The following is an 18,335-nucleotide window of genomic DNA, read 5'->3' on the forward strand; positions in this document are numbered from 1 at the left end:
AGGCAGACGACTATGATCGCGGCATGTCGCCCTACGACCCGTCGGCCTTCCCGCCCTTCGCCGTCACCGTCGACCTGGTCGTGCTGACCGTGCGCCGCCACGCACTCTGCGCGCTGGCCGTGCGGCGCGGTGAACAGCCCTTCCAGAGGCGTTGGGCACTCCCCGGCGGATTCGTCCGTCCCGATGAGGACCTGTCGTCCGCGGCGGCACGCGAACTGAGCGAGGAGACGGGCCTCTGCGCCCACGACCCCGCCGCCCCGGCCCAGGCCAACGGAGCGCACCTCGAGCAGCTCGCCACATACGGCAGCCCCGAGCGCGATCCCCGGATGCGCGTCGTCAGCGTCGCCCACCTCGCCCTCGCCCCGGACCTGCCCGCGCCCCGCGCGGGCGGCGACGCGCACAGCGCGCGCTGGGCGCCCGTCGAAGCCCTGCTCGAAAAGGGTGGGTATGGACGCGAGGGAGAGCCGTCGGCGCCGCTCGCGTTCGATCACGGACAGATCCTCGCGGACGGGGTCGAACGGGCCAGATCCAAGATCGAGTACTCCTCGCTGGCCACGGCCTTCTGCCCGCCGGAGTTCACCGTCGGCGAGCTGCGGCGGGTGTACGAGGCGGTGTGGGGCGTCGTCCTCGACCCCCGCAACTTTCACCGCAAGGTCACGGGCACCCCGGGCTTCCTCGTACCCACCGGCGGCACCACGACCCGGCAGGGCGGTCGACCCGCGCAGCTCTTCCGCGCGGGAGGCGCGACACTCCTCAACCCCCCGATGTTGCGCCCCGAGGTCTGACGCCGACGTTCACCGCTGACGCCGGTCGGCCCGCCGATCCGCCTTCCGCGCCATGCGGAGGGACACCAGTAACGGCCGCCCTGCCCGAAAAGCCGTATATGTCGCGTTATCTTGCTGTGGTACCCGCGGGGTTCGTCCCCCTCTTCCGGTGGAGGACGGGCCCCGGCCGCCGAGCGGTCGCACATCCTGCGAGAGAAGCGATGATCCAGGCCATCGGACTGACCAGCAATCCCCGCCAGGAGCTCCCGCCCGCCGTCGACGACGTGTCCTTCGAGGCACACGCCGGCCGTGTCACGGCGCTGCTCGGCGCCGAGGCCGCCGGCAAGACCACGGCGTTGCGGCTCATGCTCGAACTCCAACAAGGCCGCGGTGTCACGTACTTCAGAGGGCGCCCGCTCCACCGCATCGCCCAGCCCTCGCGCGAGGTCGGCGTCCTCCTGGGCGAGGTCCCGGGCCATCCCGCGCGGTCGGTCCGCAATCACCTGCGGATGCTGTGTGCCGCCGTCGCGGTGCCCACCGGACGTGCGGACGACGTCCTCGAGGCCGTCGGCCTCGTCAGCCTCCGGGACCAGCGCCTCGGCACCCTGTCGCGCGGCATGGACCGCCGCCTCGGTCTGGCCTGCGCACTGCTCGCCGACCCGCACACCCTCGTCCTCGACGGCCCTGCCGACGGACTCTCGGCCAGGGAAGGTGCCTGGCTCCACGAGATCCTGCGTGGCCACGCGAGCCGGGGCGGCACGGTCCTGTTCACCACCGGCGATCCCAAAGAAGCAGCGCGAACCGCCGACCGCGTCGTCACCCTGGACGCGGGGCGGCTCATCGCGGACCAGGAAGCCACGGACTTCGCACGGACCAGGCTCCGCCCCCGCGTCGCCGTCCTCACCCCCCATGCGGCCCGCCTCGGCGCGCTCCTCACCAAGGAAGCCCGCGCGGCACGACAGCCCATCGAGGTGGTCAAGGAGGAGGGCAACAGGCTTTCCGTATACGGCAGCAACTGTGCCGAAGTGGGCGAAACCGCCTACCGCCACGGCATCCTCGTCCACCAACTCGCCGACGAGCTCGGCGACGCGGGCCCGTCATCCCCTTCCGGCCCGCCAACTCAGCCGAAGCCGAAGCCGAAGCCGAAGCCGACGCCGAAGCCGACGCCGACGCCGAAGCCGACGCCGACGCCGAAGCCGACGCCGACGCCGACGCCGACGCCGAAGCCGACGCCGACGCCGAAGCAGGAACCTGATGCGGAACCGGAGCCGAAGCCGGAGCCGAAGCCGGAGCTGAATCCCGAGCCGAAGCCGAAGCAGATTCCGGAGCCGGGGTCGAAGCCGGAGGTATCACCCCCCTCGCCCCCTCCCACCCCCGTGAACCCCACCCCCGTGAACCCCGTCTCCGCTCTGCCGCCCCCCATCACCGTCCGGCCAGGGCGCACACCCCTGCGCCCCCTGCACTATGAACTGCGTCGCCTCGCAGGTGTCGGCACTGGTTACTTCACCCTGGCGGCCGTTCTCGCCGCGTCTGCCGTGGTCAGCCTTTTCCTGGCGAGGGTCGGGCATACACCGAGGCCCCGCCTGTTGGCGGCCTGGCCGAGCGAACTTCCGCTGCCGCCCGCAGCCCTGGGTGCCGGGCTGCTGGGTGCGCTCGCCTTCGGCGATGAGTTCCGGCACCCCGCCCTCGCGACGGACCGGGGCACCGTCCCGCGCCGGCTGGGTCTGCTCGCCGCCAAGCTGCTCGTCGCCGCCGCCACGGCGCTGCTGCTCGGCATGCTCGCGGTGGGTACCGACGCCGCGTTGCTCCACCTTGTATACGGAGAGGAGATCTCCAGAGTTCCCGCTGAGTGGCCCGTGTTGAGCGCGAGTTGGGCGGCCATGTTGGTGGGATGTGCGTGGGCGGGGGTGTTGGCCGCCGGAGTGTTCCGTTCCACCACTGCTGGGCTTGCCGCGGTGCTCGCGGTGCCGATCCTCGTGGTGCCACTCGTACAGAAGGCCGTTGAGGGGACTGCTGTGCGGTCGGCGGCAGGGTTTCCGGGGCGGCTGCGGAATCTCGCGCTGGTTCAGTGGCCGTTCGGCAGTGAACGCTATCTGGCGGCCGGGGTTCGCATGATCACCCAACCCGTGGGTACTGCACTGATGTTGTCGCTGACCACCCTGCTCTGTGCGTATCTGCTCACCACGGTGCGCAGCAGGGTCCGAGGATGACCGTCCGGTGCCCTCGGCGGCGGGCCTGCGCGCAACTCCCGTACGACGCTCATTTCTTTCCGATAAGGCGTCAATTGCGGCGGGGTGAGCGATCACCCTTTCGTGTGCTTTTCACCAAAGACCTCAAGGGAGTTGGGGGCCACGCCGACAACTGATCCGTGAGTACCCTTGCGCACACCATGATGTCCACCGCCCGCTCCGCCGACTCCGGTCTCTCGGGTCCGGGCGACCTCGACCGCTATCCCTACGCGGAGTCCCATGGCCGGGACCGCGTAGTCGCCCCCGTGTGGGACGGCCCAGACCAGGACCTGGGGCGTGTGGGCCGGCGCGCCGCGGGCAGCCGCGGCCGCGGGCTGCACGGCCAGCTCGTCCAACAGCTCGGCCAGATGATCGTCTCCGGCGACCTCGGCGCCGACCGCCCGCTCGTCCCCGAGGAGATCGGCCAGCGCTTCGAGGTCTCCCGCACCGTCGTCCGCGAGTCGCTGCGGGTGCTGGAGGCCAAGGGCCTGGTCAGCGCCCGCCCCAACGTCGGCACGCGCGTGCGTCCCGTCAGCGACTGGAACCTCCTGGACCCGGACATCATCGAGTGGCGGGCCTTCGGGCCGCAGCGCGACGACCAGCGCCGCGAGCTCGGAGAGCTCCGCTGGATGATCGAGCCGCTCGCCGCCCGCCTCGCCGCGGGGCACGGCCGCGAGGAGGTGCAGCAGCGCCTCGCCGACATGGTCGAGATCATGGGCCACGCCTTGGCGCAGGGTGACGCGCTGACCTTCTCCCGTGCCGACGCCGAGTTCCACTCGCTGCTCATCCAGGTTGCCGGCAACCGCATGCTCGAGCACCTGTCCGGCATCGTCTCGGCCGCCCTCCAGGTGTCGGGCGGGCCGGTCACTGGTTGTGACCGGCCCAGCGAGAGCTCCCTGGTCCACCACTCCCGCGTCGTCGACGCCCTCGCGGCGGGCGACGGTGCCGGTGCCGAGGCCGCCATGCGGCAGCTCCTCACCGTCCACCCCGAGGTGGAGCGCGTCGTCCCCGCCCCCCGCGAGCACTGACCGCGTTCTCACGCCGCCGTCGTGCGCGCGCCTCGCCGCCGTGTTCCGTCGCTTCTGAGTGAACGGTTCCGCTCGGCAGGTGTCGCCGGATCGCCGCGGGCTCCCATGGGCTCGGCGCGGTCCGGCGGCGAGATCGCAAGGATTGTTTCGTGGGGTATCGGGGGATCATTCGTGCATGCGTATAGGTAGGTTCTGGCCGTATATAGATGGTTTTGATCACTTACGGGGTGTGACTCGGGCCACGTGGATTGGGCGTAACGCTCCAAGGAACAGCGCGATGACCTAAGAGGTGATAGCCGAGGAGGGAATACAGCGGTCGTTCGTGACGCTGTGGAGCTCCCCGGCCCCCGCCCGCGCCGTCGGCCCAATCCCCTGCCGCCGGTCGTCGGCTCCGGTCCACAATGGACGGGGCCGGAAGCCGTTTTCCAACGTTCCGAGAGGTTGTTCGTGTCGGCCAGCACATCCCGTACGCTCCCGCCGGAGATCGCCGAATCCGTCTCTGTCATGGCGCTCATCGAGCGGGGAAAGGCCGATGGGCAGATCGCCGGCGATGACGTGCGTCGTGCCTTCGAAGCTGACCAGATTCCGGCCACCCAGTGGAAGAACGTTCTGCGCAGCCTCAACCAGATCCTCGAGGAAGAGGGTGTGACGCTGATGGTCAGTGCCGCGGAGCCCAAGCGCCCCCGCAAGAGCGTCGCAGCGAAGAGCCCGGTCAAGCGCACCGCGACCAAGACGGTCGCGGCCAAGACCGTCACGGCGAAACCCACCGCCACGGCCGCCACTGAGGCGCCGACCGCGGATGACGCCGACGACGCGCCCGCGAAGAAGGTCGCAGCCAAGAAGACGACGGCGAAGAAGGCCGTCGCGAAGAAGACCGCCGCCAAGAAGACGGCGGCAAAGAAGACCACGTCCAAGAAGGACGCCGACGAGCTCCTGGACGACGAGGCGACCGACGAGACGCCCGCAGCCGGCAAGCCCGCCGAGGGTGAGCCGGCCGAGGAAGGCGCCCAGGGCTTCGTACTCTCCGACGAGGACGAGGACGACGCGCCGGCCCAGCAGGTCGCCGCCGCCGGTGCCACCGCCGACCCGGTCAAGGACTACCTGAAGCAGATCGGCAAGGTCCCGCTCCTCAACGCCGAGCAGGAGGTCGAACTCGCCAAGCGCATCGAGGCCGGCCTGTTCGCCGAGGACAAGCTGGCCAACGCCGACAAGCTCGCCCCGAAACTCAAGCGCGAGCTGGAGATCATCGCCGAGGACGGGCGCCGCGCCAAGAACCACCTCCTGGAGGCCAACCTCCGTCTGGTGGTCTCCCTGGCCAAGCGCTACACCGGCCGCGGCATGCTCTTCCTGGACCTCATCCAGGAGGGCAACCTCGGTCTGATCCGCGCGGTCGAGAAGTTCGACTACACCAAGGGCTACAAGTTCTCCACGTACGCCACCTGGTGGATCCGTCAGGCGATCACCCGTGCCATGGCCGACCAGGCCCGCACCATCCGTATCCCGGTGCACATGGTCGAGGTCATCAACAAGCTGGCCCGTGTCCAGCGCCAGATGCTCCAGGACCTGGGCCGCGAGCCCACCCCGGAGGAGCTGGCCAAGGAACTCGACATGACCCCGGAGAAGGTCATCGAGGTCCAGAAGTACGGCCGTGAGCCGATCTCCCTCCACACCCCCCTCGGTGAGGACGGCGACAGCGAGTTCGGTGACCTCATCGAGGACTCCGAGGCGGTCGTTCCGGCTGATGCGGTCAGCTTCACGCTCCTCCAGGAGCAGCTGCACTCGGTCCTGGACACCCTGTCCGAGCGTGAGGCGGGCGTGGTCTCCATGCGCTTCGGTCTCACGGACGGCCAGCCCAAGACCCTCGACGAGATCGGCAAGGTCTACGGAGTGACGCGTGAGCGCATCCGCCAGATCGAGTCGAAGACGATGTCGAAGCTGCGTCACCCGTCGCGATCCCAGGTCCTGCGCGACTACCTGGACTAGGCGACAGCAGACACCACCGCGCGACCGAAAGGCCCGATCCCTCTTTCGAGGTTTCGGGCCTTTCGCGCGGGTGCGCGCACTGTGACTGTGCATGACTCTGGGTAGGCGTTGGAGCCCAGAGTGAGGAGATCGCATGCGTGGTCACATCATCCGAGCATGGACGGGGGCAGTGGCCCTGGCGGCCGGGGCCGCCGTGCTGCCGCTGGCCGCCCCAGGGCCCGCGGCAGCCGACAGCGTGGTCATCGGGGGCGGCCCGGTCCAGGTGTCCGACCATCCCTGGGTGGTGGCGATCGCCAGCCGTGACCGGTTCGGGGGCACCCGATCGGGGCAGTTCTGCGGCGGGGCCGTGGTCGGCCGGACAACGGTTCTCACGGCGGCCCACTGCGTGAGCGCCGGCGTGCTCGGCGTGCCGCTGAGCGAGGTGCGGGACCTGAAGGTCATCGCGGGGCGCAACGACCTGCGAACCTCCGAGGGCAGCGAGATCACCGTGAGCGGCGTCAAGACCAACCCGGAGTACAACAGCTCCACCAACTCCGGCGACGTGGCGGCGCTGACCCTGGCGGACCCGCTGCCGGAGTCGTACGTGATTCCCATGGCGGGCCAGGGCGACGCCGCCTATCGGGCGGGGACGGAGGCCGCCGTCTACGGCTGGGGGGACACCACGGGGAGTGGGCAGTACGCGCGCTCGCTGCACGCGGCGAAGGTGCACGTCCTCGCCGACACGGTGTGTGAGCAGGCGTACCCGGGCAGCGTCGACGGGAAGTACCTGGCCACGACCATGCTGTGTGCCGGTGAGCCGCAAGGCGGCAAGGACGCCTGCCAGGGGGACAGCGGCGGGCCGCTCGTCGCCCAGGGCCGACTCATCGGCCTGGTGTCCTGGGGGAGCGGCTGTGGCCGCCCAGGACGCCCTGGTGTCTACACGCGGATCTCGGACGCCGCCAAAGTCGTCCGCGCGCGTGGCTGACGCCACAAGCCGTCCGGAGGGGGCGGTGCGGTAGGCCTGAGAAGGGGCTCAGAGGCCCCTGTGACGAGAGCGGGCGGCGGCCCCTGCTGTAGGGCAGGGGCCGCCGCCCGTCGCCGGCCTGGTGCGCCGGAGCTGGCTCGTCGTGGTTGCGAGGTGTCAGCGTTCCTCTTCGGATGTGGTCTCCGGAACGGCGGTCAGGCGCTCCGTCTCATCCTGTATCTCAGCGGCGATCTTCTTGAGTTCCGGCTCGAACTTGCGACCGTGGTGGGCGCAGAAGAGCAGTTCACCGCCGCTCAACAGGACGACGCGCAGGTATGCCTGGGCGCCGCAGCGGTCGCAGCGATCAGCGGCCGTCAGGGGGCTCGCGGGGGTCAGAACAGTAGTCACGTCGCCTCTTCTCTAGCTCGACGAGCTGTCGTACCAGGGTCAACATCCAACCAGGCCGAAAACGTTCCCGCTCGTGGCTTTTCCTCGAAAATTTCTTCCGAGAGGTTGTCCGTTGCCGGTTGGCGGCGAATGTGCCGTATTGCGTCTCTTACGAGTCTTACGGTTTCGCGCTGTCTGTCAGGTCAGGTCCTCCCGGCTGGCTTGCCGGTCGTTCATGAGGACGTGCCCGGAGCCTAAATGGTTCATGCCTCGAAGGGAACGTGACGTGCGCTTCACTCCATCGAGCGATCGAACGCGTATGCGAGTCTGGACTAGTCTGAGTTGAGCCGAGGGTGGCGTTACAACGGCTCTACCAGGCCTCGGTACCCTCTGACGGGGAACCGCAGCCGAGTCCTTACCCCAAAGGGCCCCCTTTGAAATTCAGCGAGGAGCGAACCGCGTGACCGCCGATACGTCCGTGCCGTCCACAGCGTTGCTGACCGGAGCAGACCGGGACGGTTCCAACTACACCGCGCGGCATCTCCTCGTCCTGGAGGGACTGGAGGCGGTCCGCAAGCGCCCTGGCATGTACATCGGGTCCACGGACAGCCGTGGTCTGATGCACTGCCTGTGGGAGATCATCGACAACTCCGTGGACGAGGCCCTGGGCGGGTACTGCGACCACATCGAGGTCATCCTCCACGATGACGCCTCCGTGGAGGTGCGGGACAACGGTCGTGGCATCCCGGTGGATGTCGAGCCCAAAACCGGCCTCTCCGGAGTCGAGGTCGTCATGACCAAGCTGCACGCGGGCGGCAAGTTCGGCGGTGGCTCGTACGCGGCCTCCGGCGGCCTGCACGGCGTGGGCGCCTCCGTGGTGAACGCCCTGTCCGCGCGCCTCGACGTCGAGGTCGACCGCGCCGGGCACACGCACGCGATCAGCTTCCGGCGGGGTGTCCCCGGCGCCTTCGCGAAGTCGGGCCCGGAGGCCGCCTTCGACTCGTCGGCGAAGCTCACCAAGGTCAAGAAGATCCCCAAGGCGCGTTCCGGCACGCGCGTGCGCTACTGGGCGGACCGGCAGATCTTCCTGAAGGACGCCAAGCTGTCGCTGGAGAACCTCCACCAGCGGGCCCGGCAGACCGCCTTCCTGGTCCCGGGGCTGACGATCGTGGTGCGCGACGAGCTCGGCCTGGGCGACGGCGGCTCGAAGGGCGAGGAATCCTTCCGCTTCGACGGCGGCATCAGCGAGTTCTGTGAGTACCTGGCCCAGGACAAGGCGGTCTGTGACGTCCTGCGGTTCACCGGGCAGGGCACCTTCAAGGAGACGGTGCCGGTCCTGGACGAGCACGGCCAGATGTCCCCCACCGAGGTCACCCGTGAGCTCACCGTGGACGTGGCGATGCGCTGGGGCACCGGCTACGACTCGAAGATCCGGTCCTTCGTGAACATCATCGCCACCCCCAAGGGCGGCACCCATGTGAGCGGCTTCGAGCGTTCGCTGACCAAGACGATGAACGAAGCGATGCGCAGCCAGAAGGTGCTGCGGGTGGCCGAGGACGACATCGTCAAGGACGACGCCCTCGAGGGCCTTACCGCGGTGGTCACGGTCCGTCTCGCCGAGCCGCAGTTCGAGGGACAGACCAAGGAGGTCCTCGGCACCTCTGCCGCCAACCGCATCGTGGCGAACGTCATCGCCAAGGAACTCAAGGCGTTCCTCACGTCCACCAAGCGGGACGCGAAGGCGCAGGCCAGGGCCGTGATGGACAAGGCCGTGGCCGCGGCGCGCACGCGTATCGCCGCCCGCCAGCACAAGGACGCCCAGCGCCGCAAGACGGCCCTGGAGTCCTCCTCGCTGCCGGCGAAGCTGGCGGACTGCCGCAGCGACGACGTGGAGCGCAGCGAGCTCTTCATCGTGGAGGGAGACTCCGCGCTCGGCACGGCCAAGCTGGCGCGGAACTCCGAGTTCCAGGCGCTGCTGCCGATCCGCGGCAAGATCCTCAACGTGCAGAAGGCGTCCGTCACGGACATGCTGAAGAACGCCGAATGCGGCGCGATCATCCAGGTCATAGGGGCAGGGTCGGGGCGGACCTTCGACATCGACGCGGCCCGCTACGGGAAGATCATCCTGCTGGTCGACGCCGACGTCGACGGCGCGCACATCCGGATCCTGCTGCTGACCCTCTTCCAGCGCTACATGCGCCCCATGGTCGAGGCGGGCCGCGTGTTCGCCGCGGTGCCGCCGCTGCACCGGATCGAGCTGAGCCAGCCCAAGAAGGGCCAGGACAAGTACATCTACACGTACTCCGACCGGGAGCTGCGCGAGACGCTGCTCGAGCTTCAGCGCAAGAACGTGCGCTACAAGGACTCCATCCAGCGCTACAAGGGCCTGGGCGAGATGGACGCCGACCAGCTCGCCGAGACCACGATGGACCCGCGCTTCCGCACCCTGCGCCGGATCAACATCTCCGACCTGGACTCCGCCGAACAGGTCTTCGACCTTCTGATGGGCAATGACGTCGCGCCCCGCAAGGAGTTCATCACCAGTTCCGCGGCGACGCTGGACCGCTCGCGCATCGACGCCTAGCGGGCGCCTTTACGAGGTGAACACACAAGATGATGTTTCACCTGATGGGGTGAAGAGCACGGAGAGAAGAGTCAGGGATCTTCCCGTTCTGTCCATTCTTGTGCCCGCGGCCGAATGGAGCCGCGGGCAAGGAGAGTTCGGTGGAGAAGCACGACGTGCCCGATGCCGGAACGGGCCGGGGCAGCGCGGGGCGTAGTCGCGTCAACGGCCCGAGAGACCCCTGGTACGACGCGCTTGCTTCCGGCTGGGGGGAGCTGGACGGCACCGGCACGCCGGTCTCCGTCGCTGATCCACCGGGCTTCGTCGGGCGGCCGAGCGCGGACCCGGCGGACATCTACTTGGAAGTGCAGCGCAGTGCTGCCTTCCAGGAGGTGCGCAGGCGGTATCGGCGGTTCGTCTTCCCGGGAGTCGCCGCCTTCTTCACGTGGTACGCGGCGTACGTCGTGACCGCGACGGCGGCTCCCGGGCTGATGGCGCGTCCCGTTGCCGGAGCCGTGAACGTGGCGATGCTGGCGGGGCTCGGGCAGTTTCTCACCACGTTCCTGCTGACCTGGGCGTATACCCGGCATGCGCGGTTGTGCAGGGACCGGGCCGCGCTTGATCTGCGGTGGTTGGTGCTGGAGCAGAAACGGGAGCAGGACAGAAGCCGGGAGCAGGACTGGGGCCGGGAGCAGGTCGCGGGCCGGGGGCCGGGGGCCGAGCGATGACCGGCGGCCATCAGACCCTCGGCCTGCTGCTGTTCGGCGCCTTCGTGGCCGTCACGCTCGCGATCACGACGTGGGCGAGCCGGAGCCGGCGTGGCTCGGCCGAGGAGTTCTATGCGGGGGGACGGCTCTTCACCCCCATGGAGAACGGTTTCGCCATCGCCGGTGACTACATGTCGGCCGCGTCGTTCCTCGGCATCTCCGGTCTGATCGCCCTGTTCGGGTACGACGGGATGCTGTACTCGGTGGGCTTTCTGGTCGCCTGGCTGGTCATTCTGTTCCTGGTGGCCGAACTGGTGCGCAACTGCGGGCGGTTCACGCTGGCCGACGTCGTCGCAGCGCGGATGAGGGAGCGTCCGGTGCGGATCGCGGCGGGAACTTCCTCGGTGACCGTGTCCGTTCTCTATCTGGTGGCGCAGATGGTGGGGGCCGGTTCGCTGGTGGCGCTGCTGCTCGGTGGGACGAGCGGGGCGGCGCAGTCCTGGACGGTGATCGGCGTCGGCGCGCTCATGGTGATCTATGTGTCGTTCGGGGGGATGCGCGCCACCACGTGGATTCAAATCGTCAAGGCGGTCCTGCTGATGGGTGGCGCCATCGTGCTGACCGTGCTGGTGCTGATGCGTTTTCACGGGGACTTCGATCAGCTGCTGCGTTCGGCCGCCGACCGCAGTGGCCATGGCGAGCGGTTCCTCGCGCCCGGGCTGAAGTACGGCGGCGACTGGACGGCGCGGCTCGACTTCATCAGCCTCGGGCTCGCGCTGGTGCTCGGCACCGCGGGGCTGCCGCACATCCTGTCCCGCTTCTACACCGTGCCGACCGCGCGGGCCGCCCGCCGTTCGGTCGTCTGGTCCATCGGTCTCATCGGCGGCTTCTATCTGATGACGATCGTGCTCGGGTTCGGTGCGGCCGCGATCGTGGGCTCCGACGCGGTGCGGGGGTCGAACGCCGCGGGCAATACGGCGATTCCGCTGCTGGCCCTGGACCTGGGCGGCGGCGCGGACTCCACCGGGGGGACGGTTCTGTTCGCGGTCGTCGCCGCCATCGCGTTCGCCACCATCCTCGCCGTGGTCGCGGGGATCACGCTGGCCTCCTCGGCGTCGGTGGCCCATGACCTCTACGCGTCCTTGCGGCGGCGTCACGCGAAGCCGCGCGGCGAGGTGGCGGTGGCACGTATCGCCGCGGTCGGCATCGGCGTGGCCGCGATCGGGCTCGGACTGCTGGCCCGCGATCTCAACGTCGCCTTCCTCGTGGGGCTCGCCTTCGCGGTCGCGGCCTCCGCCAATCTGCCGGTGCTGCTGTACTCGCTGTTCTGGCGGAACTTCACCACGCGGGGCGCGGTGTGGTCGGTGTACGGAGGGCTGCTGCCCGCGCTCGTGCTCGTCGTGCTCTCGCCCGTGGTCTCCGGGGGGTCCGGCTCACTCTTTCCGGGCCTGGACTTCCAGTACTTCCCTCTGGAGAATCCCGGCCTGGTCTCCATCCCGCTCGGCTTCCTCACGGGCTGGCTCGGCACGGTGACCTCGCGCGAACCGGCGGACGAGGCCAAGCACGCGGAGACGGAGGTGCGGTCGCTGACGGGAGCTGGAGCGGCGTGACGATTCCCTGCGGGGACGATTCCCTGTCGGCGGGATGGGGCTAGCCGCTCGCGGCCCACTCGTAGCGGTGTTCGGGGCGGCCCGTGTCGCCGTACTTGAGGCTCAGCCTGACCCGGCCCGTGCGCTCCAGGAGCTTCAGATAGCGCTGTGCCGTCTGCCGGCTCAGCTGGGTGAGGTCCGCCAGCTCCGCCGCGGAGAGAGGGCCCTCAGCGGCCATCAGAGCCCGTCGTACGAGCTCCGCCGTGGTGGGGGAGTGGCCCTTGGGCAGCTCCGGCGCCGGAGTCGCCGACAGGGCGCCGAAGATCTTGTCGACCTCGGCCTGCTCGGCCTCGCCCCCGCCGTCCAGCGTGCGGCGCAGCGTCGCGTACGCGTCGAGCTTGGCGCGCAGGCCCGCGTAGGAGAACGGCTTGACCAGGTACTGGAGCGCGCCATGCCGCATCGCCGCCTGGACCGTGGCCACGTCGCGCGCCGCCGTCACCATGATCACGTCGGTCTGGTGCCCGCGCTCACGCAGCCTTCGGACGACCGACAGACCCGTCTCGTCGGGCAGGTAGTGGTCGAGAAGCACCAGGTCCACGGGGACCTCATCGACGAGCCGCAGCGCCTCGGTGGCGTTGTGTGCCTTCGCCGCCACGCGGAAGCCGGGGATCTTCGCGACATAGGCGGCGTTGACGTCCGCGACCCGGACGTCGTCGTCCACGACAAGGACCTCGATCATCATGCTTCCTCCGTGGCGGCGAACGCGGACTCCGTGAGCGCTTCGGGCAGAACCACGGTGAACTCCGCGCCTCCCTCGGGCGCTTCGCCGACCCGCGCGCTGCCGCCCTGACGCTGGGCGAGCCTGCGGACCAGGGCGAGGCCGATGCCGCGCTTGCCGTGCGCGGGCGGCTCCTTGGTGGTCCACCCCTCGGTGAAGATCGTTTCGCGCCGCTCGGCGGGCACCCCGGGCCCGGTGTCGCGCACCCTGAGGACGACGGAACGGTTCTCGGCCCGCACAGCGACCTCCACGCGTGCGTGGCCGGTGCCCGCGGCGGCGTCCAGCGCGTTGTCGACGAGGTTGCCGACGATCGTGACGAGGCCGCCGGGATCGACGAGCCGGTCCGGCAGCGCGGTGTCCGACGGCACGGACAGCGTGACGCCACGCTCCGCGGCGACCGTGGCCTTGCCGACCAGGAGGGCCGCGAGCAGCGGATCGTGGATCTTCTCCGTGATCTGCTCGGCGGTCACCCGGTGGGCGCCGGCGACCTCGCCGACGAACTCGGCGGCCTCCTCGTACATCTCCAGTTCGAGCAGACCAAGAAGCGTGTGCATACGGTTGGCGTGCTCGTGGTCCTGGGCGCGCAGGGCGTCGATGAGGCCGCGGGTGGAGTCGAGCTCACGGCCGAGCTGCTCCAGTTCCGTGCGGTCACGGAGGGTGGCGACGGCGCCTCCGTCGTCGGTGGGCATCCGGTTGGCGACCAGTACGCGCTGTCCGCGGACGGTCAACAGGTCGGTGCCGGTGACCCGGCCTGCCAGGACGTCCGTGGTGCGCCCGGAGCCCAGCGCCTCGTCCAGCGGCTGCCCGATCGCCTCCTCGCCGAGGCCGAGCAGCCGCTGGGCCTCGTCGTTGAGCAGCCGGACCCGGCCGTCGCGGTCCAGGGCCACGACCCCTTCGCGGATGCCGTGCAGCATGGCTTCCCGTTCCGCCAGCAAGGCCGAGATGTCGGAGAAGGCCAGGTCACGGGTCTGCCGCTGGACCCGCCGCGAGATCAGATACGCGGCGATCGCGCCGACGGCGAGCGCGCCACCCGCGTAGGCGAGCAGTCCCGGGATGGAGTGGATCAGGATGGCCCGCACGCTGTCGTACTCGATGCCCACGGAGACCGCGCCCACGATGTCCCCGTCGGCGTCCCGCAGCGGCACCTTGCCGCGCGCCGAGCGGCCCAGGGTGCCGTTGTCGATCTCCATGACCTCGCGGCCCGCGATCGCGTCACTGGGGTCCGTCGAGACGACCTTGCCGATCTGGTCATGATCGGTGTGTGACCAGCGCACGCCTTCCTTGTTCATGATGACGACGTACTCGGCGCCGCTGGCCCTGCGGATTCGGTCGGCCGCCGTCTGGACGGGCCCGTCGGCGGCGGGCCGCGAGGCCTCCAGGTCCTTGGCCATCTCCGGGTGGGCCGCCGTCGTCTGCGCGATGGCGAGCGCGCGACGCATCGCCTGGTCGTCGAGCTGATCGCCGAGCGGTGCGAGGAAGAGTCCGGTGGCAAGCACCGCCACCCCGGCGGCGATCGCCAGCTGCATCAGCAGCACCTGCGAGAACACGCGCCTCGGCAGACCGAGGCGGAGGCGTCGCGCGGGAGAGGTCGGGCTCATGTGTACGAACGGTACGGCCGTGAGCGGGGTACTCCGAAGCCGGTGTGGCGGGGATCTCGTGCGCGGAGCTGCCGAGTCCACTTGGGGCGCGGCTGCGGAATCGCGGAATCACCGCGTGCCCGGCCGTCGGTCCGGCGCGGTCGGGTCCAGCCATCGCCTCGCGGGTTCGCCGTCTCCGCCTGCCTCGGTGTCTACGGGCCCGTCGTGCCCGGAGGCCCGCCGTCCGCGTCGGCAGGCTCGGCCGGAAGCTCCCGGACCGCCACCACGTCCATTCGCGCCGGCGTCTTGAGGGCCGCGCCGCAGCTTTCCGGGCGGGGCGGAAGCGAGGCGCCGGATGTGACCGTGACCTGCCAGCGGCGGCCGTCGGTGTGGGCGACGAACACCTCCCAGCCGCCGTCCGCCTCCCGGGTGCCGACGACGTCCAGGGCTCCCGCGGCGTCCTCGCCCGTCGTCGCGCGCACCGCGAGCTCGGCCGCCTGCCCGGGCCGTTCCCACGCGGAGTTGCCCCGGCAGCCCTTGAGGACCACGCGGTCCATGCGCACCGCCGCGAGGATTTCCTTGACGGCGTGCGCCTCGGTCCTGCCGTACGCGTAGCCGTACGGCAGGACCAGCACCGTGGGCGCGAAGCGATGTCCGCCCAGATGCGTGATCTCCCAGACGCCCTCCTCGCCCGCGGCGGCCAGCTCGGCGGCGAGCGGCCTGCCGAGCAGGGCACAGCAGCGGTCCCGTTTGCCGTTGGTGCAGACGAGAGCCAGCGGGGCGCCGGTGTACGGGGTGCCGAAGCCGCCGTGGTCGCCCGCGCCGAGGGCGGCGAAATCGAGGTCGAGCAGCCGCCGCGGGTCCTCCGTCACGTACGAGCGCAGCCAGGTGCGGCCGGGGACGGCATGGGCCACGTACACCTGGCGCCGGGACGCCGTCCGGCCGTCGGCGTGCGGGCCGGGGCGGCGGATGAGCGCCACGCGGACGCCGGTCCCCTGTGCGGCCGTCTCCAGGGCGCGTCCGAGCTCGGTGTCGAGGTGGCTGCCCGTCAGCGCTTTCGCGCCCCAGGGGCCCTGCTGCTCGATCAGGAGCCACGTTCTGGCGGTGGCGGCGGTGCCCGCGAGAGGCTCGTCCAGTTCTCGGGAGGTGGTCGCGCAGGTGCTCACGCGGGCGAGCCTAACCCGCGGGTCTCTTCAGGCCTTTGGCGCCTCATCCGGCGAGGGCATCGCCCGGGGCGGGCGCAGCCCCACGTACTGGCCGCTCGGGCGCATCCGCAGCGGGCGTTCGTCGTACTCCTCCAGGGCGTGTGCGATCCAGCCCGCCGTACGGGCCACCGCGAAGATCGTCTCGCCCGCCTCCGCCGGCATCCCGGAGGAGGCGGTGAGGACGGCGAGGGCGAGGTCGACGTTGGCCCGCAGATCGGTGTGGCGGGCGGTGGTGGCCACGACGTCGCGGGCCGCGGCGAGGGCGGGAGCCGCCTTGGGCCTGTTCTCCAGGAGGGCGAACAACGCCTGCGCGCGCGGGTCCTCGCCGGTGTAGAGACGGTGGCCGAGGCCGGGTACGCGACGGCCTGCGCGGAGTTCGTCGGCGACCACTGGAGCCGCGCTGCCCCGGTCGAGTACGTCCAGGAGCATACGGTGGGCCATACCGCTGGCCGCGCCGTGCAGAGGGCCCTCAAGGACGCCGAGCCCCGCCGACACGGCCGCGTAGGGGTGGGCGCGTGCCGATGCGGCGACCCGGACGGCGAGGGTGGACGCCGCGAGATCGTGGTCGACGAGCAGGGCCAGGGCGGTGTCCAGGATGTGCAGCGAGGCCTCGTCGGGCTTGATGCCGGTCAACCGTGTCCACAGGCGTCGGGCCAGCGGGCCGTCGTCGTGGCGGCCTGACGGTACCGGCGGGAGCGCGGCGACGAGGGTCGGGATCAACGTACGGCCGGTGCCGATGACGGCCTCTTCGGAGAGGTCGAAGCGGAGGGGGTCGGCTACAGCGGCGGAGATGGCCGCCACACGCAGCCGGTCGGTCGGGCCGCTGTGCTCGGGGAGCGCGCCGACGGCCCTACGGGCCGCGGAGACGGTCTCCTTGGGGGCGGTGAACTCGATGCCCGGGCGCAGGACACCGGTCCACAGCCACTCGGCGACCTCTTCGTAGGAGTGGTCCAGCGCCAGCCGCACGGCGTCGACCCCGCGGAAGTAGTAGCGGTCGCCGTCGATGAGCGTGATGCGGGTGCGTACGGAGAGCTGGTCGCCCGTGGCCGACGCCGCGGGCTCCCGCCGATTCCTGCGGGCCAGCGCCTCGACCTCTCCCGGATCGAACGTGCTGCCCCGGGACCCCGGGCCGCGGCGGCTGCTCAGCTGGCCCCGGCTCACGTACGCGTACACGGTCTCGGGCTTCACGCCGAGCAGCTCGGCGGCCTCTTTGGTGCTCAGCCGCCGACCCTCGGGCGCGGTTCCTTGCTCCGTCATGGGCGCCACCGTATCCGCCGCGGCAGTATGTGGATGTACATATTGATCCAATCAATATTGACACAAGTTCAGTCAAGCATGGACAGTCGAATCAAGTCCAGGGAGGAAGTCGAGGAACAACATGCCGATCAATGGCTCCGCCGCCGTCCCCACCGAGCCCGTCGAGGTCCCACGAGGACTCGCGGGTGTCGTGGTCACCGAGACCCAACTCGGGGACGTGCGGGGATATGAGGGCTTCTACCACTACCGCCAGTACTCGGCCGTCGAGCTCGCGCAGAAGCGAAGCTTCGAGGACGTATGGCACCTGATGTTCCACGGTGAGCTGCCGGACGCCGGTCGGAGCGCGGCCTTCGCCGCGCACACCGCGTCGCTGCGGCACCTGCCCGTCGAGGTGCGCGAGGCGTTGCCCGCGATCGCGCGCGCCGGCGTGCTCTCGGGTCCGCTCTCCGGGCTGCGTACCGCCCTGTCGCTCTTCGGGGCGTCGAAGGGGCTGCGTCCGGTGTACGACATCGACGACGACCACCGCCGCGCGGACGCCCTGGCCGCGTCCGCGGTGGTGCCGACGCTGCTCACCGCGCTGTACCGGCTCGGCCAGGGGCTCCAGCCGGTGGAACCGCGCGAGGACCTGTCGTACGCCGCCAACTACCTCTACATGATGACCGGTTCCGCACCGGACGCGGCCCGTGCGCGGGCGATCGAGCAGTACTTGATCTCAACCATTGATCATGGATTCAACGCGTCGACGTTCACGGCTCGGGTCATCACCTCGACCGGTGCGGACGTGGCGGCCTGCCTGGTCGGTGCGGTCGGCGCGCTGTCCGGCCCCTTGCACGGCGGTGCGCCGAGCCGGGCCCTCGACACCCTGGACGCCATCGGCACTGCTGACCGCATTGACGGCTGGATCCGCGAACGGGTTCTCGCGGGCGATCGCATCATGGGCTTCGGGCACCCCGTCTACCGCACGGAGGACCCGCGTTCGCGCATGCTGCGGGGGATCGCGCGAGAGTTCGGCGGTGACCTGGTGGAGTTCGCCGTGGAGGTCGAGCGCCAGGTCGAGGCGATCCTCGCCGAACTGAAGCCCGGGCGGGAACTGCACACGAACGTGGAGTTCTACGCGGGCGTCGTCATGGAGCTGTGCGGGCTGCCACGGGAGATGTTCACGCCGACGTTCGCTTGTGCGCGGGTGGTGGGTTGGGGGGCCAACATCCTTGAGCAGGCGCGTGACCCGAAAATCATCCGCCCGGCGGCACGGTACGTGGGGGAGGAGCCGCCGGTTGCGGTGCCGTCGGCTTCGGCGACGTAGGAATCACGTCGCCGGGCGGGCTT

Annotated in this window: 14 protein-coding genes; 9 read left to right on the forward strand and 5 right to left on the reverse strand. The window is 70.2% G+C overall.

Annotated features, from left to right (window positions below):
* Nucleotides 1–23 precede the first annotated feature (23 nt).
* The 5 genes from ACRAKF_RS28640 to ACRAKF_RS28660 all read left to right on the forward strand — a co-directional run bounded on the left by ACRAKF_RS28640 (nucleotide 24) and on the right by ACRAKF_RS28660 (nucleotide 6,967).
* On the forward strand, nucleotides 24–785 hold the full coding sequence (locus tag ACRAKF_RS28640; protein ID WP_447040419.1) for an NUDIX hydrolase: 762 nt from the start codon (nucleotides 24–26) through the stop codon (nucleotides 783–785).
* Nucleotides 786–985: 200 nt separating this feature from the next.
* A complete protein-coding gene (locus ACRAKF_RS28645) occupies nucleotides 986–2,974 on the forward strand; it encodes an ABC transporter ATP-binding protein (RefSeq protein ID WP_447040420.1) in 1,989 nt (662 codons plus the stop codon).
* Nucleotides 2,975–3,132: 158 nt separating this feature from the next.
* Entirely contained in the window at nucleotides 3,133–4,020 is an 888-nt protein-coding gene (locus ACRAKF_RS28650; RefSeq protein WP_447040421.1) for a FadR/GntR family transcriptional regulator, read from the forward strand.
* Nucleotides 4,021–4,461: 441 nt separating this feature from the next.
* The gene (locus ACRAKF_RS28655; RefSeq protein WP_447040422.1) at nucleotides 4,462–6,003 is read left to right on the forward strand and encodes an RNA polymerase sigma factor; all 1,542 of its coding nucleotides are present in this window, start codon (nucleotides 4,462–4,464) and stop codon (nucleotides 6,001–6,003) included.
* A gap of 133 nt (nucleotides 6,004–6,136) precedes the next feature.
* On the forward strand, nucleotides 6,137–6,967 hold the full coding sequence (locus ACRAKF_RS28660) for a S1 family peptidase (protein ID WP_447040423.1): 831 nt from the start codon (nucleotides 6,137–6,139) through the stop codon (nucleotides 6,965–6,967).
* A gap of 156 nt (nucleotides 6,968–7,123) precedes the next feature.
* Here ACRAKF_RS28660 and ACRAKF_RS28665 read toward each other — a convergent pair whose 3' ends face one another.
* Nucleotides 7,124–7,354, reverse strand: coding sequence for a DUF7455 domain-containing protein (locus ACRAKF_RS28665; protein WP_062780115.1), 231 nt, complete (start codon nucleotides 7,352–7,354; stop codon nucleotides 7,124–7,126).
* Between the two features lie 439 nt (nucleotides 7,355–7,793).
* Here ACRAKF_RS28665 and ACRAKF_RS28670 point away from each other — a divergent pair, with 439 nt between their 5' ends.
* From ACRAKF_RS28670 to ACRAKF_RS28680, 3 genes are all read left to right on the forward strand, one after another.
* On the forward strand, nucleotides 7,794–9,917 hold the full coding sequence (locus ACRAKF_RS28670) for a DNA gyrase/topoisomerase IV subunit B (RefSeq protein WP_447040424.1): 2,124 nt from the start codon (nucleotides 7,794–7,796) through the stop codon (nucleotides 9,915–9,917).
* Between the two features lie 140 nt (nucleotides 9,918–10,057).
* Nucleotides 10,058–10,624: a DUF485 domain-containing protein gene (locus ACRAKF_RS28675; protein WP_447040425.1), complete on the forward strand. Its 567-nt coding sequence runs from the start codon at nucleotides 10,058–10,060 to the stop codon at nucleotides 10,622–10,624.
* Nucleotides 10,621–12,213, forward strand: a complete 1,593-nt coding sequence (locus ACRAKF_RS28680; RefSeq protein ID WP_447040426.1) for a solute symporter family protein — start codon at nucleotides 10,621–10,623, stop codon at nucleotides 12,211–12,213. The genes ACRAKF_RS28675 and ACRAKF_RS28680 overlap by 4 nt, the downstream gene beginning before the upstream one ends.
* A 40-nt stretch (nucleotides 12,214–12,253) precedes the next feature.
* Here ACRAKF_RS28680 and ACRAKF_RS28685 read toward each other — a convergent pair whose 3' ends face one another.
* The 4 genes from ACRAKF_RS28685 to ACRAKF_RS28700 form a co-directional block, all read right to left on the reverse strand.
* Nucleotides 12,254–12,931 carry a response regulator gene (locus ACRAKF_RS28685; RefSeq protein ID WP_447042225.1) on the reverse strand — a complete coding sequence of 226 codons (678 nt, stop codon included), beginning with the start codon at nucleotides 12,929–12,931 and terminating at the stop codon, nucleotides 12,254–12,256.
* Nucleotides 12,931–14,568, reverse strand: coding sequence for an ATP-binding protein (locus ACRAKF_RS28690; protein ID WP_447040427.1), 1,638 nt, complete (start codon nucleotides 14,566–14,568; stop codon nucleotides 12,931–12,933). The genes ACRAKF_RS28685 and ACRAKF_RS28690 overlap by 1 nt, the downstream gene beginning before the upstream one ends.
* A gap of 191 nt (nucleotides 14,569–14,759) precedes the next feature.
* On the reverse strand, nucleotides 14,760–15,713 hold the full coding sequence (locus tag ACRAKF_RS28695) for a sucrase ferredoxin (RefSeq protein ID WP_447040428.1): 954 nt from the start codon (nucleotides 15,711–15,713) through the stop codon (nucleotides 14,760–14,762).
* Between the two features lie 27 nt (nucleotides 15,714–15,740).
* Nucleotides 15,741–17,009: a citrate synthase family protein gene (locus ACRAKF_RS28700; RefSeq protein WP_447040429.1), complete on the reverse strand. Its 1,269-nt coding sequence runs from the start codon at nucleotides 17,007–17,009 to the stop codon at nucleotides 15,741–15,743.
* A gap of 121 nt (nucleotides 17,010–17,130) precedes the next feature.
* Here ACRAKF_RS28700 and ACRAKF_RS28705 point away from each other — a divergent pair, with 121 nt between their 5' ends.
* Complete coding sequence (locus ACRAKF_RS28705) at nucleotides 17,131–18,312, forward strand: citrate synthase/methylcitrate synthase (protein ID WP_447040430.1); 1,182 nt, start codon at nucleotides 17,131–17,133, stop codon at nucleotides 18,310–18,312.
* Nucleotides 18,313–18,335: the final 23 nt, after the last annotated feature.

The sequence above is a fragment of the Streptomyces sp. DSM 118878 genome (assembly GCF_052936595.1).

Coding starts and splice junctions, on each gene's coding strand:
- ACRAKF_RS28705 (WP_447040430.1), top strand. CDS start 17,131: ATGCCGATCAATGGCTCCGCCGCCGTCCCCACCGAGCCCGTCGAGGTC.
- ACRAKF_RS28660 (WP_447040423.1), top strand. CDS start 6,137: ATGCGTGGTCACATCATCCGAGCATGGACGGGGGCAGTGGCCCTGGCG.
- ACRAKF_RS28690 (WP_447040427.1), bottom strand. CDS start 14,568: ATGAGCCCGACCTCTCCCGCGCGACGCCTCCGCCTCGGTCTGCCGAGG.
- ACRAKF_RS28700 (WP_447040429.1), bottom strand. CDS start 17,009: ATGACGGAGCAAGGAACCGCGCCCGAGGGTCGGCGGCTGAGCACCAAA.
- ACRAKF_RS28680 (WP_447040426.1), top strand. CDS start 10,621: ATGACCGGCGGCCATCAGACCCTCGGCCTGCTGCTGTTCGGCGCCTTC.
- ACRAKF_RS28645 (WP_447040420.1), top strand. CDS start 986: ATGATCCAGGCCATCGGACTGACCAGCAATCCCCGCCAGGAGCTCCCG.
- ACRAKF_RS28685 (WP_447042225.1), bottom strand. CDS start 12,931: ATGATCGAGGTCCTTGTCGTGGACGACGACGTCCGGGTCGCGGACGTC.
- ACRAKF_RS28640 (WP_447040419.1), top strand. CDS start 24: ATGTCGCCCTACGACCCGTCGGCCTTCCCGCCCTTCGCCGTCACCGTC.